Genomic DNA, 23,398 nt, shown 5'->3' with positions numbered 1-23,398 from the left:
ATAGTACTTATTTTTTGTATCAAAATAAAAAAGTGAGTTTTTTAACTTCATTTGTATATATCTATCGATGGTTTTTTATCTAACATTGATAGTTTTTTATTATTTAAAGTTGATGTACTATCGAATGTAAAATGACTAATGATATAATTTTATACAGATGTAACTATTGTATTGTCAACGAATAAGGAAGAGTAACGTAATTGTTCAATAAAATTGCCTGTCGGATGTTACTCCCGGACTTTTCGAGAGGTGCATCAGGACGGGTTGAAAACATTATTCGGAAACAAACAGGGCGGAGCGGCCAAGAAAATTTGCCTTGCGATTATAGCAGATATCTGCTCATCAGGAAGCTTTATCGTTTGGATTATTCAGGAATGAATCCAGATGTAGACCATGTTCCAGAAAGAGTTTCAAGCGCACATTAAAGTAAGTCCAGGTTTGCATTTGCTGCGCATAGGACCGAAGGCCTTCAGAGTTTTTGCTCCAATGTCCTTCCACCACTTTCAGTAATGTACTGGTGTGGGTAATGGGCGTAAAGGTTAAGAGCACGCTTGTGGGTACTATACTTACTGTCCAGTTGAATTGGATCATTTCGTTCGGAATGACATGCACCAGCTCCATGCCAGGTACACTATCCGCTTGAAGGGAGCCAGCAGTTTTTCCTTCGCTGGTGAGTGAAGAGAGCAGCGAAGTGAAGAAATCAGCCATTTTATCTTGGTCGAATAGGGCTTCAAAAACTTCCTGTGCAGGCCTGTAAATAGGGATTTCGGTGATTACTTCAAGTTCCATCACAATAGCTGTTACACGAGCATAACAGTTTAAACGCGGCAGATGCGGTATTTTACTCTGATTTTTGACTTTTTGTATTCATTTTGACAAGGTACGGCGAATGTGGTTTTGAATTCGGAATTTCTTCTGGTTAACTTTCCGGCCGGTTAAGAAAGGGGGAGTACCTCTGGTGAAGAAGGTCAAATATATTAACGCAATCAGATTGAAACTACATAAGGTATTGGTAGAAGCTGTTCTAACAGGCTTACAGGAGATATTCGTACTAAACAAGCAGGCGGATAAAGTTGTTGAGCAACTTCTTAAGTCGAACAAAAAGTGGGGGGCAAGGGACAGGGCCTTTCTCGCCGAAAATATTTATGAGATGTGCCGCTGGTGGCGGCTTATCAATTTTTCAGCAGGGATCAGTGAACCCTTGGATAGTACGGATTACTGGACTTTGTTCGCTACCTGGCTTACCATTAAGCCGTTACATTTTTCTTTGGAAAACAATCAAGACTTACCCCAATGGGCAGAATTTGAGGGAATGGATCTTGAGGATATACTGAAAAGATACCGGGAAGGGCTTGAAACCAGAAGTATAGCGGAATCCATTCCTGACTGGCTGGATGAAACGGGGGCGTCGGAACTGGGTGATAACTGGGATACGGAACTTATGGCTCTGAACAAACAGGCACCGGTGGTACTGAGGGTGAACACTTTAAAGACAGATATCGCCACGGTGTCCAGCATCTTTGGTCCGGATGAAACCGGTTTGATCCCGGGCGTTCCTCATGCTGTAGTTTTGAAAAAACGGCAAAATGTATTTAGTCGCGACAGTTTTAAAATGGGGTATTTTGAAGTGCAGGATGCTGGTTCACAATTAATTGCCCCATATCTGGATGTACACCCCGGGCAAACGGTTATTGATGCCTGTGCAGGGGCTGGGGGAAAAACATTGCATATTGCGTCGTTGCTGGAGAACAGGGGAAAAATTGTGGCAATGGACCTGGATCTCAGAAAGTTGCATGAACTGGAAAGACGTGCAAAAAGAAACGGCGTTACCTGTATAAAAACCGATGTCATACATTCCGAAAAGGATATTCGGGCGTTAAAGGAAACAGCAGACAGGCTTTTGCTGGACGTGCCATGCTCGGGCCTTGGGGTACTGCGTCGTAATCCCGACTCAAAGTGGAAGCTGAAGCCGTCGTTTCTGGATGCGATCAGAAAAACCCAATGGCAAATTTTAACGGGGTATTCGGCTATGGTAAAACCCGGGGGAAAAATGGTATATGCAACCTGTAGTATCCTACCTTCTGAGTCGGAGGAACAGGTTAAACGTTTTGTTTTGGAACGGGGCCACCAGTGGCGTTTGGTTAGCGAGCAAAGAACGTCGGTAGCCCGGGATGGATTCGATGGTTTTTATATGGCACTCCTGGAAAAACAATGAGTCCGGAGCGAAAAACAACCGTATACCTTTTTAGTTTATAATGATTAACAGCATTATCAGGCGAAAGTGATTTTACTTTCCCCGATTACAATATCAAATATATATGAATTACCAGTTAATAGCACAGCAGACGTCCGTTTCCGAAAAGCAGGTCAGGAATACCATTCAGCTTTTTGATGAAGGAGCAACGCTTCCTTTTATTTCAAGGTATCGGAAAGAGGCAACAGGCGGTTTGGATGAAGTCCAGATCGGGGCGATTAAGGAGGCTTACCAGCGTCAGACTGAGGTGGAAAAACGCCGCGAATTTATCCTTAAAAGTATTGCGGATCAAGGGAAACTCACCCCAGAACTGAAAAAACAAATTGAGGCTGTTTTCTCTTTGGTCGAGCTGGAAGATTTGTATCTGCCTTATAAGCAAAAAAGGAAAACACGCGCTGTAATTGCTATCGAAAAGGGGCTTGAACCTTTGGCGCTGAGCATTTTCAGCGGAAAAGAGCAGGATCCGTCGCGCAGAGCGCAGTCATTCCTGAACGATGCTGTTGGTAGTTTGGAAGAGGCCCTGCAGGGAGCAAGGGATATTATGGCGGAGTGGATCAATGAAAATCAGGAAGCCCGCGGAAAGATCAGGGATATCTTTAAGAAAGGGGCGGTTATCACTTCCAAAGTAAAAAAGAAGAAGGAAGAAGATGGAGCCAAGTATCGTGATTATTTTGAGTTTTCCGAGCCTTTGGCTAAAATTCCCTCTCACAGGTTGCTGGCCCTCCGCAGAGGCGAGGAGGAAGGGTTTTTGAGCGTTGATATTTCGCCTGATGAGGATATGGCCCTCGAAACGCTGGACAGGATTTTTGTAAAGGGCTCACCGGCCGGGAAGGATGAGATTATTGCTGCTGTTTCCGACAGTTACAAGCGGCTTTTAAAGCCGGGTATTGAAACGGAGTTCAGTAATATTTCCAAGGAGAAGGCAGATCAGTACGCCATCCAGATATTCACGGATAATCTGCGTCAGCTTCTGCTAGCTTCTCCTCTGGGGCAGAAAACAGTACTTGCCGTAGATCCCGGGTACCGCACTGGCTGTAAGGTGGTGGTACTTGACCAGCGGGGGAATCTGATGGCCGACAAGGTGATCTATCCATTCGAAAAGGCCACAGAGGCGGGAGAAACTTTAAAAATGTTGGTTGAAAAATGGAAAGTGGAGGCCATAGCTGTGGGGAACGGAACGGCGGGTAGGGAAACGGAGGAGTTTATAAAAAAGTTACTTACCGGCCTGGGTAAGTCAGAGGAAGTGGGATTATTTATGGTGAGTGAACAAGGCGCTTCCATTTATTCGGCTTCGGATGTTGCCCGGGAGGAATTCCCGGACAAGGATGTTACCGTGCGGGGGTCTGTTTCCATCGGCAGGCGCCTGATGGATCCTTTGGCAGAACTCGTGAAAATTGACCCGAAATCTATTGGGGTAGGACAGTACCAGCACGATGTAGACCAGACCGCATTGCGAAATGCTTTGGATGTAGTCGTAGAAAGCTGCGTAAACTCCGTAGGCGTAAATCTCAACACGGCAAGCAAGCACTTGTTACGCTATGTATCGGGGCTGGGACCCGCTCTGGCGCAGAATATCGTAGATTTCAGGGCTAAAAACGGTAATTTTAAATCAAGGCAGCAACTTTTAAAAGTGCCCCGCCTCGGTGCCAAGGCTTATGAACAGGCAGCTGGCTTCTTACGTATTGAAAATGGCATTAACCCGTTGGATAACAGTGCTGTGCATCCGGAGCGTTACGAAATTGTAGAGAAAATGGCAAAAGATGTGGGGGCGTCTGTTATTGACCTCATTCAAAAACCGGAAAAGCGAAAGCAGGTAAACCCCTCCAGGTATATTTCTGATGAAGTGGGACTTCCAACACTGCAGGATATCCTGAAGGAATTGGAAAAGCCATCCAGAGACCCAAGGGCTCAAATTCAAAAATTTGAGTTTGATAAATCCGTCAGAAAGCCGGAGGATCTGCGGGAGGGCATGGTGTTGCCGGGGATTGTGACGAATATCACCGCCTTTGGTGCATTTGTGGACGTGGGCGTAAAACAGGACGGCCTGGTGCATGTTTCTCAAATGGCCGATAAATTTATCAAAGACCCCAATGAAATCGTCAAACTTCAGCAGGTGGTTACCGTCAGGGTAACAGAGGTGGATCTGTCGCGCAAAAGGATTGCGCTCAGTATGAAGGGGATGTAGAAAAATGAATGCGTGAAAGTCTTTTTTGCCGAATGCTGCGTAAGTATTGTTTTAGCTAAATGATATATTGTACCCATGCAGGAGCTGTATTTCCAACAAAAGTTTCCCATTTCTCTCGATGAGGCATGGGATTTTTTTTCTAATCCCTCGAACCTCAAAGAGATTACACCGGCTTATATGGATTTTGTAGTAACATCCCGCCACCACGGAGAGCGGATGTATCCGGGGCAGATCATCACCTACATCATCCGGCCCGTACTGGGTGTCCCTTTGAAATGGTGTACTGAAATTACGCACGTCGAAAATATGCGCTATTTCGTTGATGAACAGCGCTTTGGTCCTTATGCTTTCTGGCACCATCAGCATCATTTCAGAAAGGTTGACGGTGGTATTTTAATGGAAGATATACTTCATTACAAGATACCGTACGGGCCATTAGGCTTGCTCGCTGATGCCCTTTTTGTCGGTAGGCAAGTCAGGGGAATATTTGACTATCGGATGAAAGTTTTAACGGAGCGGTTTGGTGCACTGCCCTGATCTCCTTTAGTTACCTGTCGGGTACCTAAAAGTTATACTGAACCCGGCAGGTAAAAACATTATCCGGGACATCGCTGGTAAAATCCGGAAGAGAAGTTTCCTCATTTCTCACAAATTCGTAATAAAAAACGAATTTCAATGATTCGTTGGCATGATGCACATATCCTAATCCCAGGGTGTTATACCTGATATCTCCCTTTGTAAAACCTTTATCCTGGCTGATATTTTTACCGGATACTTTAGTGTTCGGGTCATACCAGTCATACTTGGCCACCAGTTGATGGTCTTCGTCCCATAAGTTTTGTAAAAAGTAAAAGTAGGCTCCATCGAAACTGCGGGTATACAGCGGATCTTTCAGGTTGTTGGTAACAGGGTAAGTACCAGGCGTTTCGCTGGTTAGAGCAGTTGCGGTTTGTTTGCCTCGGATATACTCCGCCCGCAACTCGGTTGCTGATTTTAGGTTGGGGAATTTTAGCTGAATATCAGCACCGGCATAGTTCCTCGGGCGGATTTTGCCGTAATTATGTGTGGATGAATCCCGTTGCATTAAAAAGGTATCTCCGCTTTTCCGGGCTCCATAAGTCACGTCCGACTGGCTGATTATCCCTCCACGGTAACCCGAAACAGCGGCTGACACCACAGCGTTGGAAAGCCAGGAAAGGGGAGTAGGCTTAAGGCTGATTCGGCCGATCAAATCCTTGTGGCTGTCGTAGTCCATTGTCCCCGTCATTCCCTGGCCATTAAATACCCCAAGGTCTAGCTTTAAGTGTGATAGTGCCGAGGAGGTTATCGTTCTGGTTGTCACGGTCAGCATGGCGCCAATATCCCTTTCCGTGCGCATCAGTATCTGCGACATTCTCCCTCTCTCAGGTGTTTCCCGGTTGGCCGATGACAAGTTTACTTCATGGCCAAACGGTCTGGCAAACATGCCTGTAGTGAGGGCGAAGAGCTTGTATTTGTTTTCATAAAAGCGCCCCCAAAAGTCCCGTATGGCAACACCTCTTTCAGTCCCGTCAAACTGAAAAACAAAATAGGAAGTGGGCTCCCCATGGTCGTTCAGATGGGCGTAATCGACCCTCAGCCGGCCGCGTCTCAGCATAAACCGGTTGTTGGAAAATGTAGAAAAATTGGGCCCTGCATAGGTCTCAGCACCTTTTTTTGTGATGAGTTGAAACTGAGGCTGTATATATCCGCTGATCCGGACGCGGTTGTAACGTTCGTAGATGGAAAGCATTCCTTTACCCATCTGGTTGGTTGTATCCACAAGGTCCATTAAAAACCTTTGGGCCATGGTATTTTCAGGGATTGCTACCAATGCGGCAAGCATGAGTGCAAGGATCCACTTTTTCATTCAATAAATTTGTTTTGTTTCCGGTGTCAGAATCTGGCCGCTGCAATACTATGCGTGTACCTGCTTCACCAAATCGGATACAAAGAACAGGGATACTGTTTCAAATTCGGCTTGTTCCGTCAAATTTATTTTTGGAAATTAGGGGGTTGTTTTAAGTTATTTTTCTGATTAACAGTTAATTGCATTAAGCATTGATTTTAACCGAAGTCATAGTGAGTGAGCCCATCACAGCCCTGTCGTTAAAGATCTGAGCCTGCTCCCCTGACTTTTGCAAACCCAAAGTGTATAAAAGCGGATAATAATGATCCGGTGTTGGGATGGCATACCGGGCGGCTGGTCCAAGATCATTGTAATGGATAAGTGGTTTATGGTTACCGTCGACAATCAGTTGTTTGAATTGCTGATTGATCTCCAGTGCCCAATCATATCCGTACGCTTCTTCGGGCTTTTTGTCCCAGGACACCATTCGCAGGTTATGAACCATATTTCCGCTGCCAATAATCAGCACGCCTTTGTCTCTCAAAACCGATAATTCACGGGCCAGATCATAGTGGTACTGAGGAGGACGGGAATAATCAATGCTCAGTTGTAATATTGGAATATTCGCATTTGGGTACATGTGTCTGACAATGGTCCATGTACCATGATCCAACCCCCAGTCATGATCAAGTCCAACGTTTGTACTCTTAACAATGGAGGCTGTTTCGGCAGCTATGTCGTGGCTTCCGGGCGCCGGATATTGTACGTCAAACAAAGCTTTAGGAAAACCACCGAAATCATGTATGGTGCGTGGATGTTCCATAGCCGTTACCTTGGTACCGCGTGTTAGCCAATGGGCTGATACGACCAGCACAGCAGCGGGAGCCGGAGTCTCCTTCCCCAGTTCCGCCCATTGCTGGGTAAAGATATTGGACTCGATCCCATTCATAGGTGATCCGTGCCCCAGAAACAGCACCGGCATACGTTCACTTTTGTTGTATGCATCGGTAAGCTGTTTAAAATCTTTGATGTTCATTTTTATGTATACCTGATAATAAGGACTTTAATTTTTAACTTTTAATACTATTTATACATATTATTATATGTGATACGTACTTTTAATTAATAATATATTGAAAGTATTAATTAAAATATATATTTATATAATAATTAAAAGCTATATTCATTTTATATACATGTAAAAGTATTAAATGAATAGTATGATTCTAATATTTCATACTATTCATTTACTATGATTAGTATGCTACTGTAAAACGCTTCTTGATGAACTGAGGTTTCTCCAGTTCGTCCACTATTGCTACCGCAAGGTCTTCCACTGAAATGGTACTGCGGCCTTTCTCATCAAATACCGGATTATCCAGTCCGGTCCTGTATTGGCCTGTCCTTTGGTGTGGTAAACCCGGATGCATTTCAATTGAAGGACTTAGAAAAGTCCAATCGAGTTCATCTTCCTGTTTTATGATATTAAGGTATTCACGCGCCGCGCTGGCCCCTGGTTTATACTCTGCCGGGAACTCAGGTGTATCAATCAATTGCAGCCCTGGCGCTATTTCAAGGCTTCCGGCGCCACCCAGTGTGATAAACCTTTTCACACCGGCCGCTTTCACGCCGGATTGTATGGCAATGGAGCCATTCAGGTGATCGGCATAAATATTGGGGTTGGCCCAGCCGCCGTTGTACGCGCTGATGACTGCATCGTGCCCTGCAACAAGGCTTGCTACTTGTTCGGGATCCAAAGCATTACCGGTTTTTGGAGTAATCAGTGGATTAGCGGGGATGGTAGTAATGTCCCTTGCTATGGCGGTTACTTCATGTCCGCGGCTGGTTAGCTCGGTTAAAACGCTGCCTCCTACAAATCCTGTTGCGCCAATAAGTGCTACTTTCATTTTGTTAAATCTGTTATGGTTATATACTGAAATAAAATTTGTTACAGTTTTGGTTAAAAAAATTACGAGAATTTATCCGTGAATTGCGCCAGAGAAGTATTCCCCAGACTTTGTATAAGCACTTTTTCCGCGTCCGCATATAGGCTGTCCAGGTGGTTATTAATCTTCCGGCCAATAGGGCAGTCCGGATTTGGAACGTTTACTGCTTTACCCAGAAAATCCTGCTGCCGTACGATCTTGTAAACATCGGCCATAGAAATGGCATCTGCCGGTTTACTTAATTTGCTTCCTCCGGCTTTGCCTTCTTTGCTGATCACCAAGCCATGGTTTCGCAGGTTGGTAAGTTCTTTGCGGACTAAAACAGGATTAATATTAATGCTTCCTGCGAGATATTCGGAGGATGTCCATTCCGAATCCGCCGTGGCCAGAAGCGTTAATATATGCACTGAAATAGCAAAGCGACCGTTGTTCATTCTGTAACTTAATTTGTTACAGTACAATCCTGCTTAGTGAAAAGTTCAATGTTTCAGGATTTTTTTACTGCTACCGAAAGGAAGTTGTTTGGGCTAAAAAATGATAAGGAGTGAAGTGCCTATTGGTATCATCATCAGGTAATAAACCGTAAATGTCTCACAATGAGCTTTTTGTTTTGTATACTTTTGTTTTTATTATACGTATAATTAATATTAAAAGTATTAAAAGGTATTTATTTTTAGGATTTTAAAGATGTATTTTCCTTATGGAAAGTATACCATTGTTTCACTGTTTATACTTTCCATAAGATGACTGCATTTCGTATGGCAGGTTAATACTTTACTTTTCAAAAGCAGAATCCAGCGAATATGTTTTGGCCTTTTCTGTTTGATCTAAAAGTATGCAGAAAAAAGCCGTATGGATCAGTTGCGATGGGATAGCTCCCCAGTCTTCGATCATGGATGTTCCAAAGATCAGCGTCACCATTACCAGCGCTCCTGCAATAAGGGATAAGCGGGTGAATAAGCCCAGTAATATCAGCAGACCAATGATAAATTCGGCCACCGGCAGAATATATCCGAATGGAGCCACGAGAAAGTCCGGGAGAATGGATTTCTGGAATTTTTCGGACATACCGGCCGCAAACTGGGTAAGTTTGGGAATTCGTACCAGTCCATGGCCAAACATACTCATGCCAATGGCGATTCTGGCTAGGAAAAATGAGATACTGAAATGTTTCATAGTTGTTTTGGCTTGCATGAATGATCCTTAAGCATACACTTCTTTCGTTGAATTAAGGAGTTTCTCCAGATCCAGTCGTTCGAGAACCTCTTATGTAACACTTATTTTAGAAGTGTCAGCCCTCCCTTTACGGATTGGCTGGTATAGCGGATCACATAGTAGTAATAACCGCCGGAGAGGTTGGTGGGGCACCAGTTTTGTTTTACTTTGGAGTAATAAATCTGTTTTCCCCATCTGTTGAATACCGTGACGTCCTTAAACTGTTCTGCGCAGTTGTCGGCGGGTAAATCTTCCAATACCAGACAATCATTTTTTCCGTCTCCATTGGGTGTAATTACGTTAGGGATTTCGGGCATTTCTTGTTTTTCGCTGTCGGATATGGTCAGATTTACGCTGATGGTGTCTGTGGATGAAGTACAGCTTTTATCCGAGACCATAAAATCGACAGTGAATGTTTTCTGATCACTGCCTTCGAGAAGTGCGCAATCGGGATTCCATGAATAGGGAGCAATTACTTTACTGGTACCGCTTTTGCCGGAAAAGGTCATTCCGAGGCTGCGCATGTCAAAACCTCGTCCCTGAGCTGTTACTGATATGGTATTGGTATCGATATCGCTGCCGATGACGTCGAAATTTATTTCTCCGCTGGTTCCCAGGGCATAACTCACGGATACTTCAGGTAAGGAAGTAGTGATAGACGGGGGATTGTTAGGCGATTGGTCTACGATAAAATAAACCGTTTTGGATTTTGTAAGCGGATTGCCTTCGCAGCGCATGTCGTTCACCGAAAAATCGACGGCAAGGGTATCACCCTTTTTAGCGTTACAGGGCGGAGTCCAGTTAAAATTCTGCTGCACAGAGCCCTTTCCCGTGGCGTTTTTAAAGTCCATGGCATAACTGGTGAGAGCGAAATCCCTGCCTTTCCCGGACAAGGTAAGGTTATCCTGATCGGTATCTTTTCCATAGACAATGAAACTGACCGGACTGCCAGCAGACACATGCACATAGTCGCTGGTCAGAGAAGTAGTAATGGCAGGAGCATTATTTGCATTGTTTTCGCGCCGTATGAAAATGGTTAGGGTATCACTCAGGGGGATAGGGCAACTTTCATCCTCAGCAACCAGCTGAATACGGAGCGGACGGTTATCGTAGGTGATAAAACAATCGTCCAGACATACTTCAAATTTTAAGGTATCGTTCCCAAGCGTAGTTTTAAGTTCGGCAGGAAGAATAGAAAAATAGTTTTTGTTAGCGTTTATGGTCTCTCCGCTGATACTGATGAGCTGATTGGCGGTAGGGTCGGTCACCATCACTTCAAAACAGTTGGGATCAGTACTTTTTACCGTTAAAATCTGATTTTCAGTGTAGAAAGTACTGGATCCTTTTGGTCTGAGCATCAGTTTGGGAGGATCGGATTTGGGGCAGTCCACTACTTTTAACTGAAAATCGCGGGTAAGCGTACCAATTTTGCTACCGTTTCTGTATTCATCTACCTGAACCGCGAAAACATAGAGACCGACGTTTCCTGGTGTAACAGACAGCATACCTGTTCGTGGATTGACGGTCAGAGGCCGTGGACCGGGAATAATGTTGGCCTCAGAAATTCCGCTGACCCACGTGAGCCGGGGATAACTGGACGAGCCAATGGCTGGCGCGCTCGGGTTGTCCTTGTTAGAAAAGCCTTGTCGCGGCGTGACGAGCGTGTAAGTGAGGCTGTCGCCATCTGCATCGGTACCACCGAAATCAAAATTGAATGGAGTATTCACACAGGCATAATCGCCCTGAATGGCCGGGAAAACAGGAGAAGAATTGAGGTAAGCAGTATTGTTTTTTACAATCGGCGGAAATTCCAGATAAAAAATACTTCCGGCGTCGCCAGGGGCCTGGATATTGGTAATTGTACCGTTTCGGCAGCACCGGTCCCACACCATATAATAACCTTGCGGATCAGAAAATGCCGATATTTCAAGCCTTGCATCAATGGCATAGGTGATCATGTATGTTTGCAAAGTAGAAATTCCGCAGGTCGGATTGGAGTAGGTGACGGATTTTCGTTCTATTTTTGGGGCCTGAACGTATCCGACAGCCGCGTTGTCGCGTTTCCGGAATACGTAAATATTTACATAGGCATCTTCGGCACCGGGGTTTCCGTTGAGGGCGTCAAAATACATGGTCAGCCCGAGTGTATAGATGTTACCAGCGTTTGAATTGGCTTTGATAAAAAGCTGACCGCCTACAATATGGGTTGCTTGTGCCTTACAGAATGCTAAAAGTAAGAGTATAAGAAAGGTAAACCTGTATTTCATGGCTAGCTGGAAAGTAAAGGAATTTTCCGATAGGATTTGATTTGAGAAATAAACAAAAATATGCCAAAGAATCTAAAATATGACTACGTTGAAATTACTGATTTCGCTGCAGAAGGTAAATGTATTTATAAATCTAATGAAGGAGTAGTTTTTGTAGAAGGAAATGTAGCACCTGGTGACATAGTGGACCTGCAGGTTGTCAAAACCAAAAAGAAACTGAAGGAAGCAATTGTCACTAAAATTCATTCCAGGTCAGCATTGCGTGTGGATCCCTATTGTGATCATTTTGGGGTTTGCGGAGGGTGTAAATGGCAGCATATTGCTTACGAGCACCAGCTCCGGTTTAAACGGCAGCAGGTGGTGGATCATTTTGAACGGATAGGCCATATTAAAAATGTGGCGATTAATCCTATTATCGGCGCTCCGGCAACGGAGTATTACCGTAATAAGCTGGAATTTACTTTTTCAAACTGGCGCTGGCTGACTAAAGAGCAAATGGAGTCGGGCGAAAGTTTTACAAAAACGGCACTGGGCTTTCACGTTCCAAAAAGATTTGACAAGATTTTTACTGTAGATCACTGCCATCTTCAGGCCGATCCTTCCAATGCTATACGAAATTCACTGCACCGGTTTGGGGAGGCCAGCGGGATACCTTATTATGATGTCCGTTTTAATGTGGGTGTACTGCGGAATGTGATTATCCGTACCGCCAATTCCGGTGATGTTATGGTGATTGTCCAGTTCGGAGAAAATAACGAGGAAGCAGTAGAGGCAACCATGCAGTATCTGCTGCAGAATCACCCAGAAATCACCTCACTGAATTATATCATTAATCTGAAGGGAAATGATAGTTACCAGGACCAGGAGGTGATTCATTACGCCGGTACCACCACCATCAGGGAGACCATGGAGCATCTCACTTTTTTGGTTGGCCCAAAATCATTTTACCAGACTAATTCGGAACAGGCTTATAATCTTTTTAAAGTGGCAAGGGAGTATGCCGGACTGACCGGCAATGAGCTGGTGTACGATTTATATACAGGTACCGGTACCATTGCCAATTTTGTAGCATCTCAGGCCAGAAAAGTAATAGGGGTGGAATACGTTGAAGCAGCGGTACAGGATGCGCGTATCAATTCGGATATCAACGGTATAACCAATACCGCTTTTTTTGCGGGAGATATGCGTGCCGTCATGAACGAAGATTTCCTGGCCAAACACGGCCGGCCCGACGTGATCATCACCGATCCGCCACGCGCCGGAATGGATGTGCCGGTAACCGAAACAATCCTCAAAGCTGCACCCGATAAAATTGTGTATGTAAGCTGCAATACGGCAACTCAGGCGCGGGACCTGGCCCTGATGGCCGATGATTATGAGGTAACACGCGTTCAGCCGGTCGATATGTTCCCAAATACCCACCATGTGGAGAATGTAGCCCTGCTGGTAAGAAAACAAGCGTAGGAAGCCCAGGTAAAGGGTTTGGCTTTCCCATCCCCTTTACCTCAAATGATATTAAAACGGAGGCTCGCTGTCGGGACCTTTGTAATCGAAGTTACTGAGATCGTTGGCGCGGCTGCGAAGCGTACCACCGTTATTGGCCGCGGGAGAATTACTTTCAAAAGACGCGATGGGATTTGAGGTTTGTATTGGCCTGTCCATGGAGTAGGGTGCAGGTGCGAACTGACTGTCCAGATCAGCAAATTTAGTATACTTGCCAATAAACCGGAGCTGAATGGTATCCAGCGAACCCGCACGGTTTTTGGCCAGGATTACCTCACCAATTCCGGCTACGGAATTCCCGGATTCATCTTCAGTAATACCGTAGTATTCGGGACGATAGAGAAAGATAACCATGTCGGCATCCTGCTCAATGGACCCGGATTCCCGTAAATCGGAAAGCTGGGGGCGCTTTTCACCTCCACGGGTTTCCACGGCACGGCTCAGCTGGGAAAGTGCGATCACCGGTACGTCCAGCTCTTTTGCCAGGTTTTTCAACGATCTTGAAATCATTGCAATTTCCTGTTCCCTGTTGCCTGCCCCTTTGCCGCCGGTATCCCCGGTCATCAGCTGAAGGTAGTCAATCACGATCATCTGGATATCATGCTGTGCTTTCAGACGGCGGCATTTGGCCCGTAGTTCCAGGATGGACAGGGCAGGGGTATCGTCAATGAATATAGGGGCGTTTGTGAGCCGGTGAATACGGTGATGAAGCTGCTCCCATTCGTGCGGGGCAAGGCTTCCCTTCCTGATCTTCTCACTGTCAATCTCAGCTTCGGCAGATATCAGACGATTTACCAGCTGTACGGACGACATCTCAAGGGAGAATATCGCAACGGGCATATTAAAATCCACAGCCGCATTTCTCAGCGAGGAAACCACAAAAGCCGTTTTTCCCATACCCGGACGTGCGGCAAGGATCATGAGTTCGGTCTTCTGCCAGCCAGAGGTAAGCCTGTCCAGCGCACTGAAACCCGAGGGTACCCCTGTGAGACCGTCTTTATTATTTTTTTTCTGATCAAGTTCGGCAAGCGCCTGGCGCATGAGCGCACCCATATCAGAGTAGTTCTTTTTAATATTTGATTCCGAGATCTGAAAAAGGGCTTGCTCAGTTTTATCCAGCAGCCGGAATACATCAGTGGTATCCTCAAATGCTTCCCGCTGAATTTCAGAAGAGATCTTGATCAGCTCCCGCTTGATAGAAGCCTGGGATATGATCCGTGCGTGGAATTCAATGTTCGCGGCAGAGTTCACACGCGACGTGAGTTCCATGATATAGGCCGCACCGCCAATGATTTCAAGCTCCGCAGTACTTCGTAATTTGGAAGTTACGGTCAGCATATCAATCGGTTCGGAATCAGCGAAGAGTGTAATGATCGCCTTGTAAATACGCTGATGAGCCTCTTTGTAAAAACTCTCAGGTCTGAGAATATCAGCAACAGCCGTAAGGGCATCCTTTTCGATCATCAGGGCGCCCAGGACAGCCTCTTCCAGATCGATTGCCTGTGGAGGCAATTTGCTGAAAGTCTGTTCCAAACCAGGTGTTCGGGTACCTATTGGCTTTCTGCCGGCATTTTGCCTGTTACCGGTTTTATTGAAGTTGGGGGTGTTTTGGTTCTCCATGATTATTACAAAATTAGTCATTGCAACTCAAGCAGAAAAGGGAATGGAGAACAACATTTTTAATCAGGATTTTCAGGGTTTTGTCTGGTGCTGATAATGAAATAGTTGATCATCTGAATTTTATTTTTCAGCGTTAAATTTCCCGGATTATTCAATTTATATGAATTGGAATCCTCGGAATCTTGGTTATTATTACTAAATTTTAGACGAAATAATAAACACTAAACATCAATTCATTTGCTAGAAAAAATTATAACGCTCGAAGACGTATCCATGGTTGACTTTCTGGGAATTCACAATTCGAACATCAAAGAAGTGGCCGCCGCTTTTCCTCAGAGTAAAATTATTTCAAGGGGAAATGAGATCAGGATTCAGGGGACAGCTCCTGAAATTATCCGCATCACCGATTTACTGGATTCTCTCGTAGCACATTACCAGAAGTACGGCAAGGTTACCAATGAAAATGTTAAAGGTTACCTGAATGGAATAGATAAGTCGCCGGTGAAGAGTGCGGATGATGATGACGACGTGATTATTTACGGTAACAAGGGGCTGGTGGTGAAGGCCAAAACCAAAAATCAGAAAGCACTGGTAGAGGCAGCTTCAAAGTTTGATCTGGTGTTTGCAGTGGGGCCCGCGGGAACGGGAAAAACGTACACAGCCGTGGCAATTGCGGTAAGAGCGCTGAAAAACAAAGAAGTAAGGAAGATCATTATTACCCGTCCGGCCGTGGAAGCGGGGGAAAACCTTGGATTTTTGCCCGGGGATCTTAAAGAAAAAATTGATCCGTACCTGAGGCCGATCTATGACGCCCTGGACGATATGATTGCCCCGGAAAAGTTGAAATTGTATTTGGAAAGCAGGGTGATAGAGATAGCTCCTTTGGCCTACATGCGCGGAAGAACGCTGAATAATGCCTTTATTTTGCTGGATGAGGCACAGAATACGACTCCCATGCAGATGAAAATGTTCCTGACCAGGATGGGCCCCAGCAGTAAGGCAATCATTACCGGGGATAAGTCACAAATTGATCTTCCCAAAAATCTTAAGTCGGGTTTGATAGACTCGCTGTCGGTTCTGAAGGGAATTAAGGGAATTAGTTTTGTGGAACTGGATGGAAGTGATGTGGTGCGGCACCGCCTTGTACGAGATATCCTGGCAGCTTATGAAAAATCTGAGTCGTAATATTCTCCTTGGTTTAATCTGTTTATCGGTAACCACGGTGAATGCAGTGGCACAAACAGACACAGCAACTGTGATCAGGTGTGCCGCTGCCCATTCCGACTCCATCAAATTGGTCAGAAATCCTTCCCTGCGGCAACTCGGCATCCGGTCGGAGCAGATGATTCAAGAATATCTTCACCGCAAGGGTGCTGGCCTGAGGACGGCGACTATTGAGGAGGTTACCATACCGGTGGTGGTGCATGTGCTGCATAATTCCCCAAATGCCGGTGACCAGGCGGGGACTGGCCGGGCGAACGACCCTAATATTCCACTGGAGCAGATACAGAGCCAGATAGATGTATTAAATGAAGACTACGCGAACGCATCAGGCTACAAGGGATTTTACACTGATTCCCTGGCCGTTGACACCAAAATCCGTTTCCGGCTGGTTAAAGTAGTGAGGGCTTATACCCCGATCGCTGAGTTTAATGCGCTTACAGACGGGCCCAAAGTAGCTGCTGCGTCCCCGCCCTGGCCGACAGACCGGTATCTGAACATCTGGACTTGCCAGTTTTCTGCCGGGTACCTGGGAACATCCCAGTTTCCACTGGTAACCGAAATAACGCCTGAAACACAGGGATTAAGTACCTCGCAGGAAAGAGATAATGCCCTTACCGACGGTGTCATCATTGATTACAGATATTTCGGAAGAAACGCGGCTTCGGTAACCAACAGTCTCTATGACATCGGCCGGACTACCACCCACGAAGTGGGCCATTGGCTGGGATTAAAACATATCTGGGGAGATGGCAATTGTGCCTCTGATTTTTGTGACGATACTCCGGTGGCTCAGTCCTGGAATAAAGCTACCGATTTGGCCTGTCGGCCTGTTTTTTCCCGTTGTGAAGGTTTCTTGAGCCGGAACATGACTGAAAACTACATGGACTACTCTCCTGACAGGTGTATGAGCATTTTTACTGCCGATCAGACTGCCAGAATGCATGCTGTACTTGTGTTAAGCCCCAGAAGGGCAAAACTCGTAGAGAATACCAGGCGGACGGATAAAAATATTCTGGTCAATATTTATCCGAATCCGGTTGATAAAGTGTTAAGTGCAGATATCTATACGCCTGATTTTCAGTCTTTCAGTGTTGATGTATTCAATGTAAGAGGTGTGAAAATGGTGAGTGGAATCACCAACTGGGCACAAATAAACGTTATGGACTATCCTTCGGGTTTGTATTTCCTTCGGGTAACTACAGACAATGAAAGCGTAACGAAGCGCTTTTTAATCCGGTAACAGGATATGTTGTCAAGAGCCCCGTTCGCGGGTTTTGTAATCTGCTACATGGCCGGCCTTCTGTTGGGGGCGGCTTTCTCGGTTTTGACTAACTGGCCGTTACTCTGGCAGGTAGTTGGTGTTATTCTATTTTTTTGGGTGTGCCTTCTGTTCATCCGGTTCCAAAACAGGATAACTGCGGGTATTGTGGTAAATTCTTTTCTGGTTACAGCAGGTATTTTTTCAGAGGTCTATCGTAACAGCCTGCTTCGGGAGGTGTTGGAAAATCCGGTGATAGCCACGCATGACGCCTACGTGGTCATTATTAAATCACTTCCGGAAAAAAGGGCCAGGTCCCTTCGACTGGAAGCGGAAACAGAAAGTTTTAGCACGCAGGGTACGTGGACGTTCCTCCGAGCCCGAGCGATGATCAGTATTCCTTTGGATGCAGAATTTGTCCCCAGGCCCGGGGACCGTGTTTTGGTCAAAGGGCAACTGGAAATACCGGGTGCGGCGTTGAATCCTTACGAATTCGACTATCACGATTATTTGTGGAACAAAGGTTTTGTGTTCGCAGACTACTGGTATGGAAGCAGTTATCGCCTGGTAAGCAGCAGATCCTTCAACGACAACTGGAGATACCTCAACCTTCGGGTATCCGAATGGGCGGATGGTGTTTTCAGGGAAAATATGCCTGACGACCGATCCTACGGTCTTGTAAAAGCCATGATACTCGGCCGAAGGGATGATCTCCGGTCCGGCCAGGTGGAAGATTATACCGTTTCGGGTACTGTGCATATTCTGTCTGTTTCGGGTTTGCATGTCATGGTGCTGTTCGTTGTTTTCGGTAAACTGCTGGGCTGGCTGAAAAAGTTGAAAGGGGGGAAATATGTTTATCTGGCTCTGCTGATGGCAATTCTTACTTTTTATGCCCTTGTTACAGGCTTGCCTCCTTCCGTCCAGCGGGCCACGCTGATGAGTATCGTTTTTCTGCTGGCGGAGGTATTCGGCCGAAAGAGTGAACCAGTAAACACGCTTGCCCTTTCGGCCTTCCTGATATTGCTTTTTGACCCTGGCGCCCTCTACGACATCGGTTTCCAGCTTTCCTACCTGGCCATGCTCGGTATTTTTCTTTTTTTCAAACCCATTCAAAACTGTTTTTCGCCCCGAAAGAAGGCCGTTCAATATCTGTGGGATATTACCGCCTTGTCTTTTGCCGCCCAACTGGCCACTTTTCCGTTGAGCATATTTTATTTTCATCAGTTCCCGTTTTATTTCTGGCTGATCAACCCTGCGGTTATTCTCCTGACCGACCTGCTTTTGCAAGGTGCCTTGGTTTTACTCCTAGCCAGTATTTTTTCTATCGACTGGCTGCAAAGCGCGGTTAGCTGGCTGGTGGACCTGTGCGCCAGTCTTACAAACTTTTTTGTTACTATTCCCAAAAATCTTCCCTTTTATCTCGTAGAAAATCTGTGGCTTGATATCGTCGAGATCCTGTTGTTATATGGGTTACTGGGTGTGGTATGGCTGGGTTATCACTACCGGTCTGTACGTTATTTTCAGCTGGGTACGGTCATCACCTTTGTTTTTGTTCTTTATTCCCTGTCTGTTTCAGTCCAGCGTTTTTATACCCCCAAAGGCTATATTCATTCGGTCCCGCGGCATTCGGTAGCAAGTTTTAAAATGGGGGATAGATTGTATATTTTAAGTGATCCGGATTTTTACAGCGACAAAAGTGCTTATGATTTTCATCTTAAAAAACTATGCGGTTAATGAAGGGATTTTGGATACGACATACATCACAAATGGCCGGGAGGGACTAAAATACAGAAAGACCAGAAACGGAGTATTGGTTTGCTGGCAGGATCAGCTCGTGTACCTGGGCGGGTATACTCGTGCTGTTCAGAACGCAGATTTGGCGCTGATCAGCAGGGAGTTGGACGTTAAGTATCTGAGGGCTTCCGGCAAGACGGTACTGGTTCCGAGTGGTGAAATTAAAAGTTATCAGGTTAAAAAATTGTTAAGTGTTTTTGAGGACAGGCAAATGCCTTTTCATGACCTGTCAAAAGGCGGGCTGGCTTTTTGAAGGGTAAATCTCCTTGATCTGAGCGGAAATTTTCCGGTCCCAGTCTGCCTGGGCACCTGCCTGAAGTCCGTGCCCCGTTCCTATATCATACTTTTGCTGCTCCTCGTTTATCTCACGAAAGGTTTCCAGGAACTGGTACTGAATTTCGCTGTCATGATCTTCAATGGTAAGGTCTGCCTTGCGAAGCCTGTCCTTAAACCGTTCTGCCACGATACGGGTCAGGTCAAAATGCAGCTGTTCATGGCGTAATGTACTGTCGTCGCGGGATTCCGGCCTCGCCCACGAATTATCCTTGACCATAAAAACCTTTAAACCGATTTCCAGTATCATATCTTCTCCTTTGGTGTAGGAATATCCTTCATACGCGAAGCTGGAAAATACTGCTGCTGCATATCTGCTTCCTGGCCTGAAATTTTTGGCACGGAAATCATCCCAGACCAATGGCCTTGCCGGGTGATAAAAAACGGTATCTGTGTTTTTTGAATTCGTTATCTCCTTGAATACCAATACAATATTTCGGGATAGGGCAGGATTTTTACCGGTGTTAAGTTTCATCCATTTGTTGAAGTTGGCCAATGCCTGATCCAGTAGCTGAGGAATGATTTGGGTATACACCAAACTGGTTTCCGGCCTGGTATAAGATGCCCCGACGTCAAAGGCTGTCAGCTCCACTGGCTGCATATTTCGGTACCATCTGAACGAAACCGAAAGTTTGGCCTGACCGGCAACCCCGTTGGAAGCGATTCTTTTTTCTGATACCTCTAAATGTTTAATGGTTATGTATACTGGTAGCAGTTTGTCGTTTTTATACGGTGCAGCGCCATTCCAGTACTGATACAATTCTTTCTCCGCTTTGGACGGTAAGAGCAGCGGTGAATCTTTTCCCAGGGAGATTACGTTCCCAATGCGGGCGCCAGGTATTTTTCGGCTGTCTTCAACGTCCAGAACGTAAAAATCGAATGATTTGACAGCAGGAGATTCTCTTTTTAAAGTGAGCAGTACGGGTGTATACTGGGCATAGGCATACGAGGCATAACATATCAACAGCAATAAACAAAGTACCTTTTTCAGCTTTCTTATCATCCTTTGTTGAATAGCACCCATGGTTTATCTAAGTTTGCATCTCATTTCAGTACATTGCCAATGACTCCATTAACTGCCGATATCCGCCCTGAATTTGCCGAGATTTTTATGGATCTGGCAAAAAACCTGGCCAAGCGCTCCCACTGTATTAAAGCGCAGGTAGGCGCTGTACTAACCAAAGATACCCGAATAATTTCCATTGGTTATAACGGTCCACCGGCAGGGACACACAATTGTGATGAAGAATTCCCGGAAGTAGGCTGTCCGAGGGATGCAAAAGGAAGTTGTTCGCTGGCACTGCATGCCGAACAGAATGCAATTCTTTTTGCGGTTAAAAACGGGTCCAACATCGAGGGTTCCACTTTATACGTAACGCTGGCGCCATGTATTGCGTGTGCGCGGGTTATTTATACGATGAAAATCAAAAGGGTGATTTTTCTTCATTCGTATGCAGCTTATAAGGGAATTGCGGTGGAAGAAGGTGTTGAGTTCCTTAAGAGGTTCGGAGTGGAAGTGGAACAGTACGCCCCGGCCGAGGGTTCTTAATGTAGCGAAATAATCGGCGGGTATCCATGAATAATGTAAAGCATAATTATGCTGTACATTATTCATTTTTGGAAAACAGGTTCATGCTCAGTGATGATGTACACCGCCTTCACCATGAACATGGCCATGGCTGATCTCTTCCTGAGTAGCCGGTCTGATACTGAGGATCTTTCCTTCGAAGTGCATCTCTTTGCCAGCGAGCGGGTGATTGAAATTCATGATCACCACATCTTCCTTTATTTCCACAACCTGGCCGTGCATACGCTCTCCCTCTTCGTTGGTCATAGGGATGATATTGCCAATCTGAAGCAATTCTTCCTGGTCAACATCCGGCATCTGGAATACAGACTTGGGCAGATCTACAATTGCTTCGGGATCAAACTCTCCATAACCTGCTTCAGGCGAAACAGTGAATTCAAAATGGTCGCCTACGGCAAGTCCTTCGATCTGGTTTTCAAAGCCCTCCGGCAAACCGCTGATGCCCTGAATGAAATACATCGGATCTTCTTCCGTTACTACTTCTACAATATCCATTTCGCCGTCACTATCCGGAATCTGAAGTGTATATACTAACGCTATCACGTTATTTTTTTCAACTTTCATTTGCTTGTTTGATTAAAATAATGGTTGTTGTACAAGAATTATTCCTCCAAAGATAGAATAAGACAAACGTACGGCAATTTTGTTACAATGCCATTCCTATGAATTTTTTAGCCCATTTATTGCTATCCGGAGATAACGAAAGGGTTATTTTGGGGAATTATGCGGGCGATTTTATCAAAGGCCGTTTAACTGTGGAAAGAACCGTTAACTGGGATCAGGATTATCTGCTGGGCCTGAGGCTGCACCGGTATATTGATTCCTTTACGGATGCGCACCCGGCTGTGAGGGAAGCCAAGAAAATGGTATCCCGACTTTTCGGAAAGCTGTCAGGGATTATCATCGATATTTATTTTGATTATTTTCTTGCAAAACATTTTTTTGAAATCTCGGGCCAGGACCTGACCTTTTATGCTCAGCAGATGTACGGGGTCATCGAAAGGAATGAAAATTTTCTTCCGGCAGAAATGAAACCTATGTTGCGGAGTATGATCAGGCAAGACTGGCTTGCGGGTTATGCCACTTTTGAAGGTATAGATCTTACATTTCAACGTATGTCGGGAAGGGCAAGTTATCTGGAACCGATCCGGTACGCAGGTCTGGAACTGAGGGAGAATGAGCTGTTTTACGAAAAATGTTTCCTTCAGTTTTATCCGCAACTCTCACTGGCTGCCGATAATTTTATCCGTACGGGACATTCATAAAGCGGGAATCTGTATTAATTTCGGCTTTGTTAATAACCTACTTCAACCCGTTATACCATGGCGCAAACGCCGGATGCCGTACTCAAAGATATCAGGGCAAAAAGATATAAGCCGTTATATTTCCTTCATGGAGACGAGCCTTTTTATATTGATTTAATAGCGGAAGAACTTGAATCAAGGATCGTCCCCGAGTCAGAAAGAGGTTTTAACCAGTTTGTACTCTACGGAAAAGATACCGACGTTGCCGGAGTACTGAGCTATGCGCGCAGGTTTCCCTTTATGGCCGAACGGCAGCTGGTACTGGTAAAGGAAGCCCATAAACTTGGTGGCATTGACCAGAAAGAGAGCCAGACCCGGCTGGAAGAATATGCCAATAATCCTCCGCCTAGTACTGTCCTTGTATTTTGTTTTCATGCCAACGCTGACGAGCGCAAGGTGTTTGTAAAAGCCATGAATACGCACGGTGTGGTGGTGCAGTCGAAAAAAATGTACGACAACAAGCTTCCGGAGTGGGTAACTTCCTTTTGCCAGAATGAAGGAGTGAAAATTAGTCCCAAGGCCATTCAAATGCTTGTGGATAACATTGGAAATGACCTTAAACGGCTTTCCAACGAAATCCGAAAGATCATGGTAAACCTGAGGGTGGATCAGGGAATAGATGCCGAGGTGGTTGAGCGTTTTGTGGGTATCAGTAAGGAATACAATGTGTTTGAATTTCAGAAGGCCCTGATCATGCGCGACGTGATGAAGGCCAATCAGATCATCTCCTATTTTTCGGCCAACGCAAAGGATAATCCGCTGGCTCCGATCCTGATTATTCTGTACAATTTCTTTTCCAAAGTGTTACTGGCACACGCCAGTGCCGATAAGTCAGAGAAGGGGCTTGCCGCTTCACTTGGTGTAAATCCATACTTCGTGAAGGATTATATGACGGCCTTGCGCAACTACCCGCTTCCCAAGGTGGTACGTGTGATTCATTACCTGCGTGAGAGTGACGGCAGGTTAAAAGGCCTGGACGGTGTCTCGACCTCGGAAGGGGAATTGCTGAAAGAGCTGGTGTTCAAAATAATCCATTGAAA

General features: G+C 45.5%; 21 protein-coding genes. 11 read left to right on the top strand and 10 right to left on the bottom strand.

The genetic code is table 11. The features are described 5' to 3' along the window. Positions 1-342: 342 nt before the first annotated feature. Positions 343-789, bottom strand: coding sequence for an SRPBCC family protein (locus KOE27_RS08935; protein ID WP_215238547.1), 447 nt, complete (start codon positions 787-789; stop codon positions 343-345). A 202-nt stretch (positions 790-991) separates the two neighbouring features. Between KOE27_RS08935 and KOE27_RS08930 the strand changes: the two genes are divergently transcribed. The 3 genes from KOE27_RS08930 to KOE27_RS08920 all read left to right on the top strand — a co-directional run bounded on the left by KOE27_RS08930 (position 992) and on the right by KOE27_RS08920 (position 4,976). Continuing rightward, a complete protein-coding gene (locus KOE27_RS08930) occupies positions 992-2,215 on the top strand; it encodes an RsmB/NOP family class I SAM-dependent RNA methyltransferase (RefSeq protein WP_215238546.1) in 1,224 nt (407 codons plus the stop codon). Between the two features lie 103 nt (positions 2,216-2,318). After that, positions 2,319-4,439: a Tex family protein gene (locus tag KOE27_RS08925; protein WP_215238545.1), complete on the top strand. Its 2,121-nt coding sequence runs from the start codon at positions 2,319-2,321 to the stop codon at positions 4,437-4,439. Positions 4,440-4,616: 177 nt separating this feature from the next. Next, positions 4,617-4,976 (top strand): SRPBCC family protein, encoded by a 360-nt coding sequence (locus KOE27_RS08920; RefSeq protein WP_310590063.1) that lies wholly within the window; start codon positions 4,617-4,619, stop codon positions 4,974-4,976. A gap of 25 nt (positions 4,977-5,001) precedes the next feature. Here KOE27_RS08920 and KOE27_RS08915 read toward each other — a convergent pair whose 3' ends face one another. The 6 genes from KOE27_RS08915 to KOE27_RS08890 form a co-directional block, all read right to left on the bottom strand. After that, positions 5,002-6,327, bottom strand: coding sequence for a porin (locus KOE27_RS08915; protein WP_229252714.1), 1,326 nt, complete (start codon positions 6,325-6,327; stop codon positions 5,002-5,004). Positions 6,328-6,511: 184 nt separating this feature from the next. Then, the gene (gene ygiD, locus KOE27_RS08910; RefSeq protein WP_215238543.1) at positions 6,512-7,342 is read right to left on the bottom strand and encodes a 4,5-DOPA-extradiol-dioxygenase; all 831 of its coding nucleotides are present in this window, start codon (positions 7,340-7,342) and stop codon (positions 6,512-6,514) included. A 220-nt stretch (positions 7,343-7,562) separates the two neighbouring features. After that, positions 7,563-8,213, bottom strand: a complete 651-nt coding sequence (locus KOE27_RS08905; RefSeq protein WP_215238542.1) for an NAD(P)-dependent oxidoreductase — start codon at positions 8,211-8,213, stop codon at positions 7,563-7,565. Positions 8,214-8,275: 62 nt separating this feature from the next. Further along, positions 8,276-8,686, bottom strand: coding sequence for an Rrf2 family transcriptional regulator (locus KOE27_RS08900; protein WP_215238541.1), 411 nt, complete (start codon positions 8,684-8,686; stop codon positions 8,276-8,278). Positions 8,687-9,026: 340 nt separating this feature from the next. Further along, positions 9,027-9,428 carry a DoxX family membrane protein gene (locus KOE27_RS08895; RefSeq protein WP_215238540.1) on the bottom strand — a complete coding sequence of 134 codons (402 nt, stop codon included), beginning with the start codon at positions 9,426-9,428 and terminating at the stop codon, positions 9,027-9,029. A 101-nt stretch (positions 9,429-9,529) separates the two neighbouring features. After that, a complete protein-coding gene (locus KOE27_RS08890) occupies positions 9,530-11,734 on the bottom strand; it encodes a T9SS type B sorting domain-containing protein (RefSeq protein WP_215238539.1) in 2,205 nt (734 codons plus the stop codon). Positions 11,735-11,794: 60 nt separating this feature from the next. Between KOE27_RS08890 and rlmD the strand changes: the two genes are divergently transcribed. Next, on the top strand, positions 11,795-13,198 hold the full coding sequence (gene rlmD / locus KOE27_RS08885) for a 23S rRNA (uracil(1939)-C(5))-methyltransferase RlmD (protein WP_215238538.1): 1,404 nt from the start codon (positions 11,795-11,797) through the stop codon (positions 13,196-13,198). 51 nt (positions 13,199-13,249) lie between these two features. On the opposite strand, the gene dnaB is transcribed toward rlmD, so the two are convergent. Further along, positions 13,250-14,857 carry a replicative DNA helicase gene (gene dnaB, locus KOE27_RS08880; protein ID WP_215238537.1) on the bottom strand — a complete coding sequence of 536 codons (1,608 nt, stop codon included), beginning with the start codon at positions 14,855-14,857 and terminating at the stop codon, positions 13,250-13,252. Between the two features lie 237 nt (positions 14,858-15,094). On the opposite strand from dnaB, the gene KOE27_RS08875 reads away from it, so the two are divergent. The 4 genes from KOE27_RS08875 to KOE27_RS08860 are packed head-to-tail and all read left to right on the top strand — an operon-like array spanning position 15,095 to position 19,386. After that, a complete protein-coding gene (locus KOE27_RS08875; protein WP_215238536.1) occupies positions 15,095-16,042 on the top strand; it encodes a PhoH family protein in 948 nt (315 codons plus the stop codon). Further along, the gene (locus tag KOE27_RS08870) at positions 16,023-17,321 is read left to right on the top strand and encodes a M43 family zinc metalloprotease (RefSeq protein WP_215238535.1); all 1,299 of its coding nucleotides are present in this window, start codon (positions 16,023-16,025) and stop codon (positions 17,319-17,321) included. Before KOE27_RS08875 ends, KOE27_RS08870 begins: the two co-directional genes overlap by 20 nt. A gap of 6 nt (positions 17,322-17,327) precedes the next feature. Next, entirely contained in the window at positions 17,328-19,073 is a 1,746-nt protein-coding gene (locus KOE27_RS08865) for a ComEC/Rec2 family competence protein (RefSeq protein WP_215238534.1), read from the top strand. After that, positions 19,042-19,386 carry a hypothetical protein gene (locus tag KOE27_RS08860; protein ID WP_215238533.1) on the top strand — a complete coding sequence of 115 codons (345 nt, stop codon included), beginning with the start codon at positions 19,042-19,044 and terminating at the stop codon, positions 19,384-19,386. Before KOE27_RS08865 ends, KOE27_RS08860 begins: the two co-directional genes overlap by 32 nt. Here KOE27_RS08860 and KOE27_RS08855 read toward each other — a convergent pair. Next, positions 19,363-20,490 (bottom strand): hypothetical protein, encoded by a 1,128-nt coding sequence (locus tag KOE27_RS08855; RefSeq protein ID WP_215238532.1) that lies wholly within the window; start codon positions 20,488-20,490, stop codon positions 19,363-19,365. The genes KOE27_RS08860 and KOE27_RS08855 overlap by 24 nt on opposite strands. A gap of 39 nt (positions 20,491-20,529) precedes the next feature. Here KOE27_RS08855 and KOE27_RS08850 point away from each other — a divergent pair, with 39 nt between their 5' ends. Further along, positions 20,530-21,015 carry a deoxycytidylate deaminase gene (locus KOE27_RS08850; RefSeq protein ID WP_215238531.1) on the top strand — a complete coding sequence of 162 codons (486 nt, stop codon included), beginning with the start codon at positions 20,530-20,532 and terminating at the stop codon, positions 21,013-21,015. 87 nt (positions 21,016-21,102) lie between these two features. On the opposite strand, the gene KOE27_RS08845 is transcribed toward KOE27_RS08850, so the two are convergent. Then, positions 21,103-21,618, bottom strand: a complete 516-nt coding sequence (locus KOE27_RS08845) for an FKBP-type peptidyl-prolyl cis-trans isomerase (RefSeq protein WP_215238530.1) — start codon at positions 21,616-21,618, stop codon at positions 21,103-21,105. 98 nt (positions 21,619-21,716) lie between these two features. On the opposite strand from KOE27_RS08845, the gene KOE27_RS08840 reads away from it, so the two are divergent. Together KOE27_RS08840 and holA are read left to right on the top strand one after the other, a co-directional pair. Continuing rightward, the gene (locus KOE27_RS08840) at positions 21,717-22,319 is read left to right on the top strand and encodes an acyl carrier protein phosphodiesterase (RefSeq protein ID WP_215238529.1); all 603 of its coding nucleotides are present in this window, start codon (positions 21,717-21,719) and stop codon (positions 22,317-22,319) included. Between the two features lie 57 nt (positions 22,320-22,376). Next, complete coding sequence (holA, locus tag KOE27_RS08835) at positions 22,377-23,396, top strand: DNA polymerase III subunit delta (RefSeq protein ID WP_215238528.1); 1,020 nt, start codon at positions 22,377-22,379, stop codon at positions 23,394-23,396. Positions 23,397-23,398: the final 2 nt, after the last annotated feature.

Source organism: Dyadobacter sp. CECT 9275, from assembly GCF_907164905.1.
GTDB classification, from domain to species: Bacteria; Bacteroidota; Bacteroidia; order Cytophagales; family Spirosomataceae; genus Dyadobacter; species Dyadobacter helix.
The sequence above is the reverse complement of the archived record's forward strand: the minus strand, read 5'-3'. Positions and strand labels throughout refer to the sequence as shown.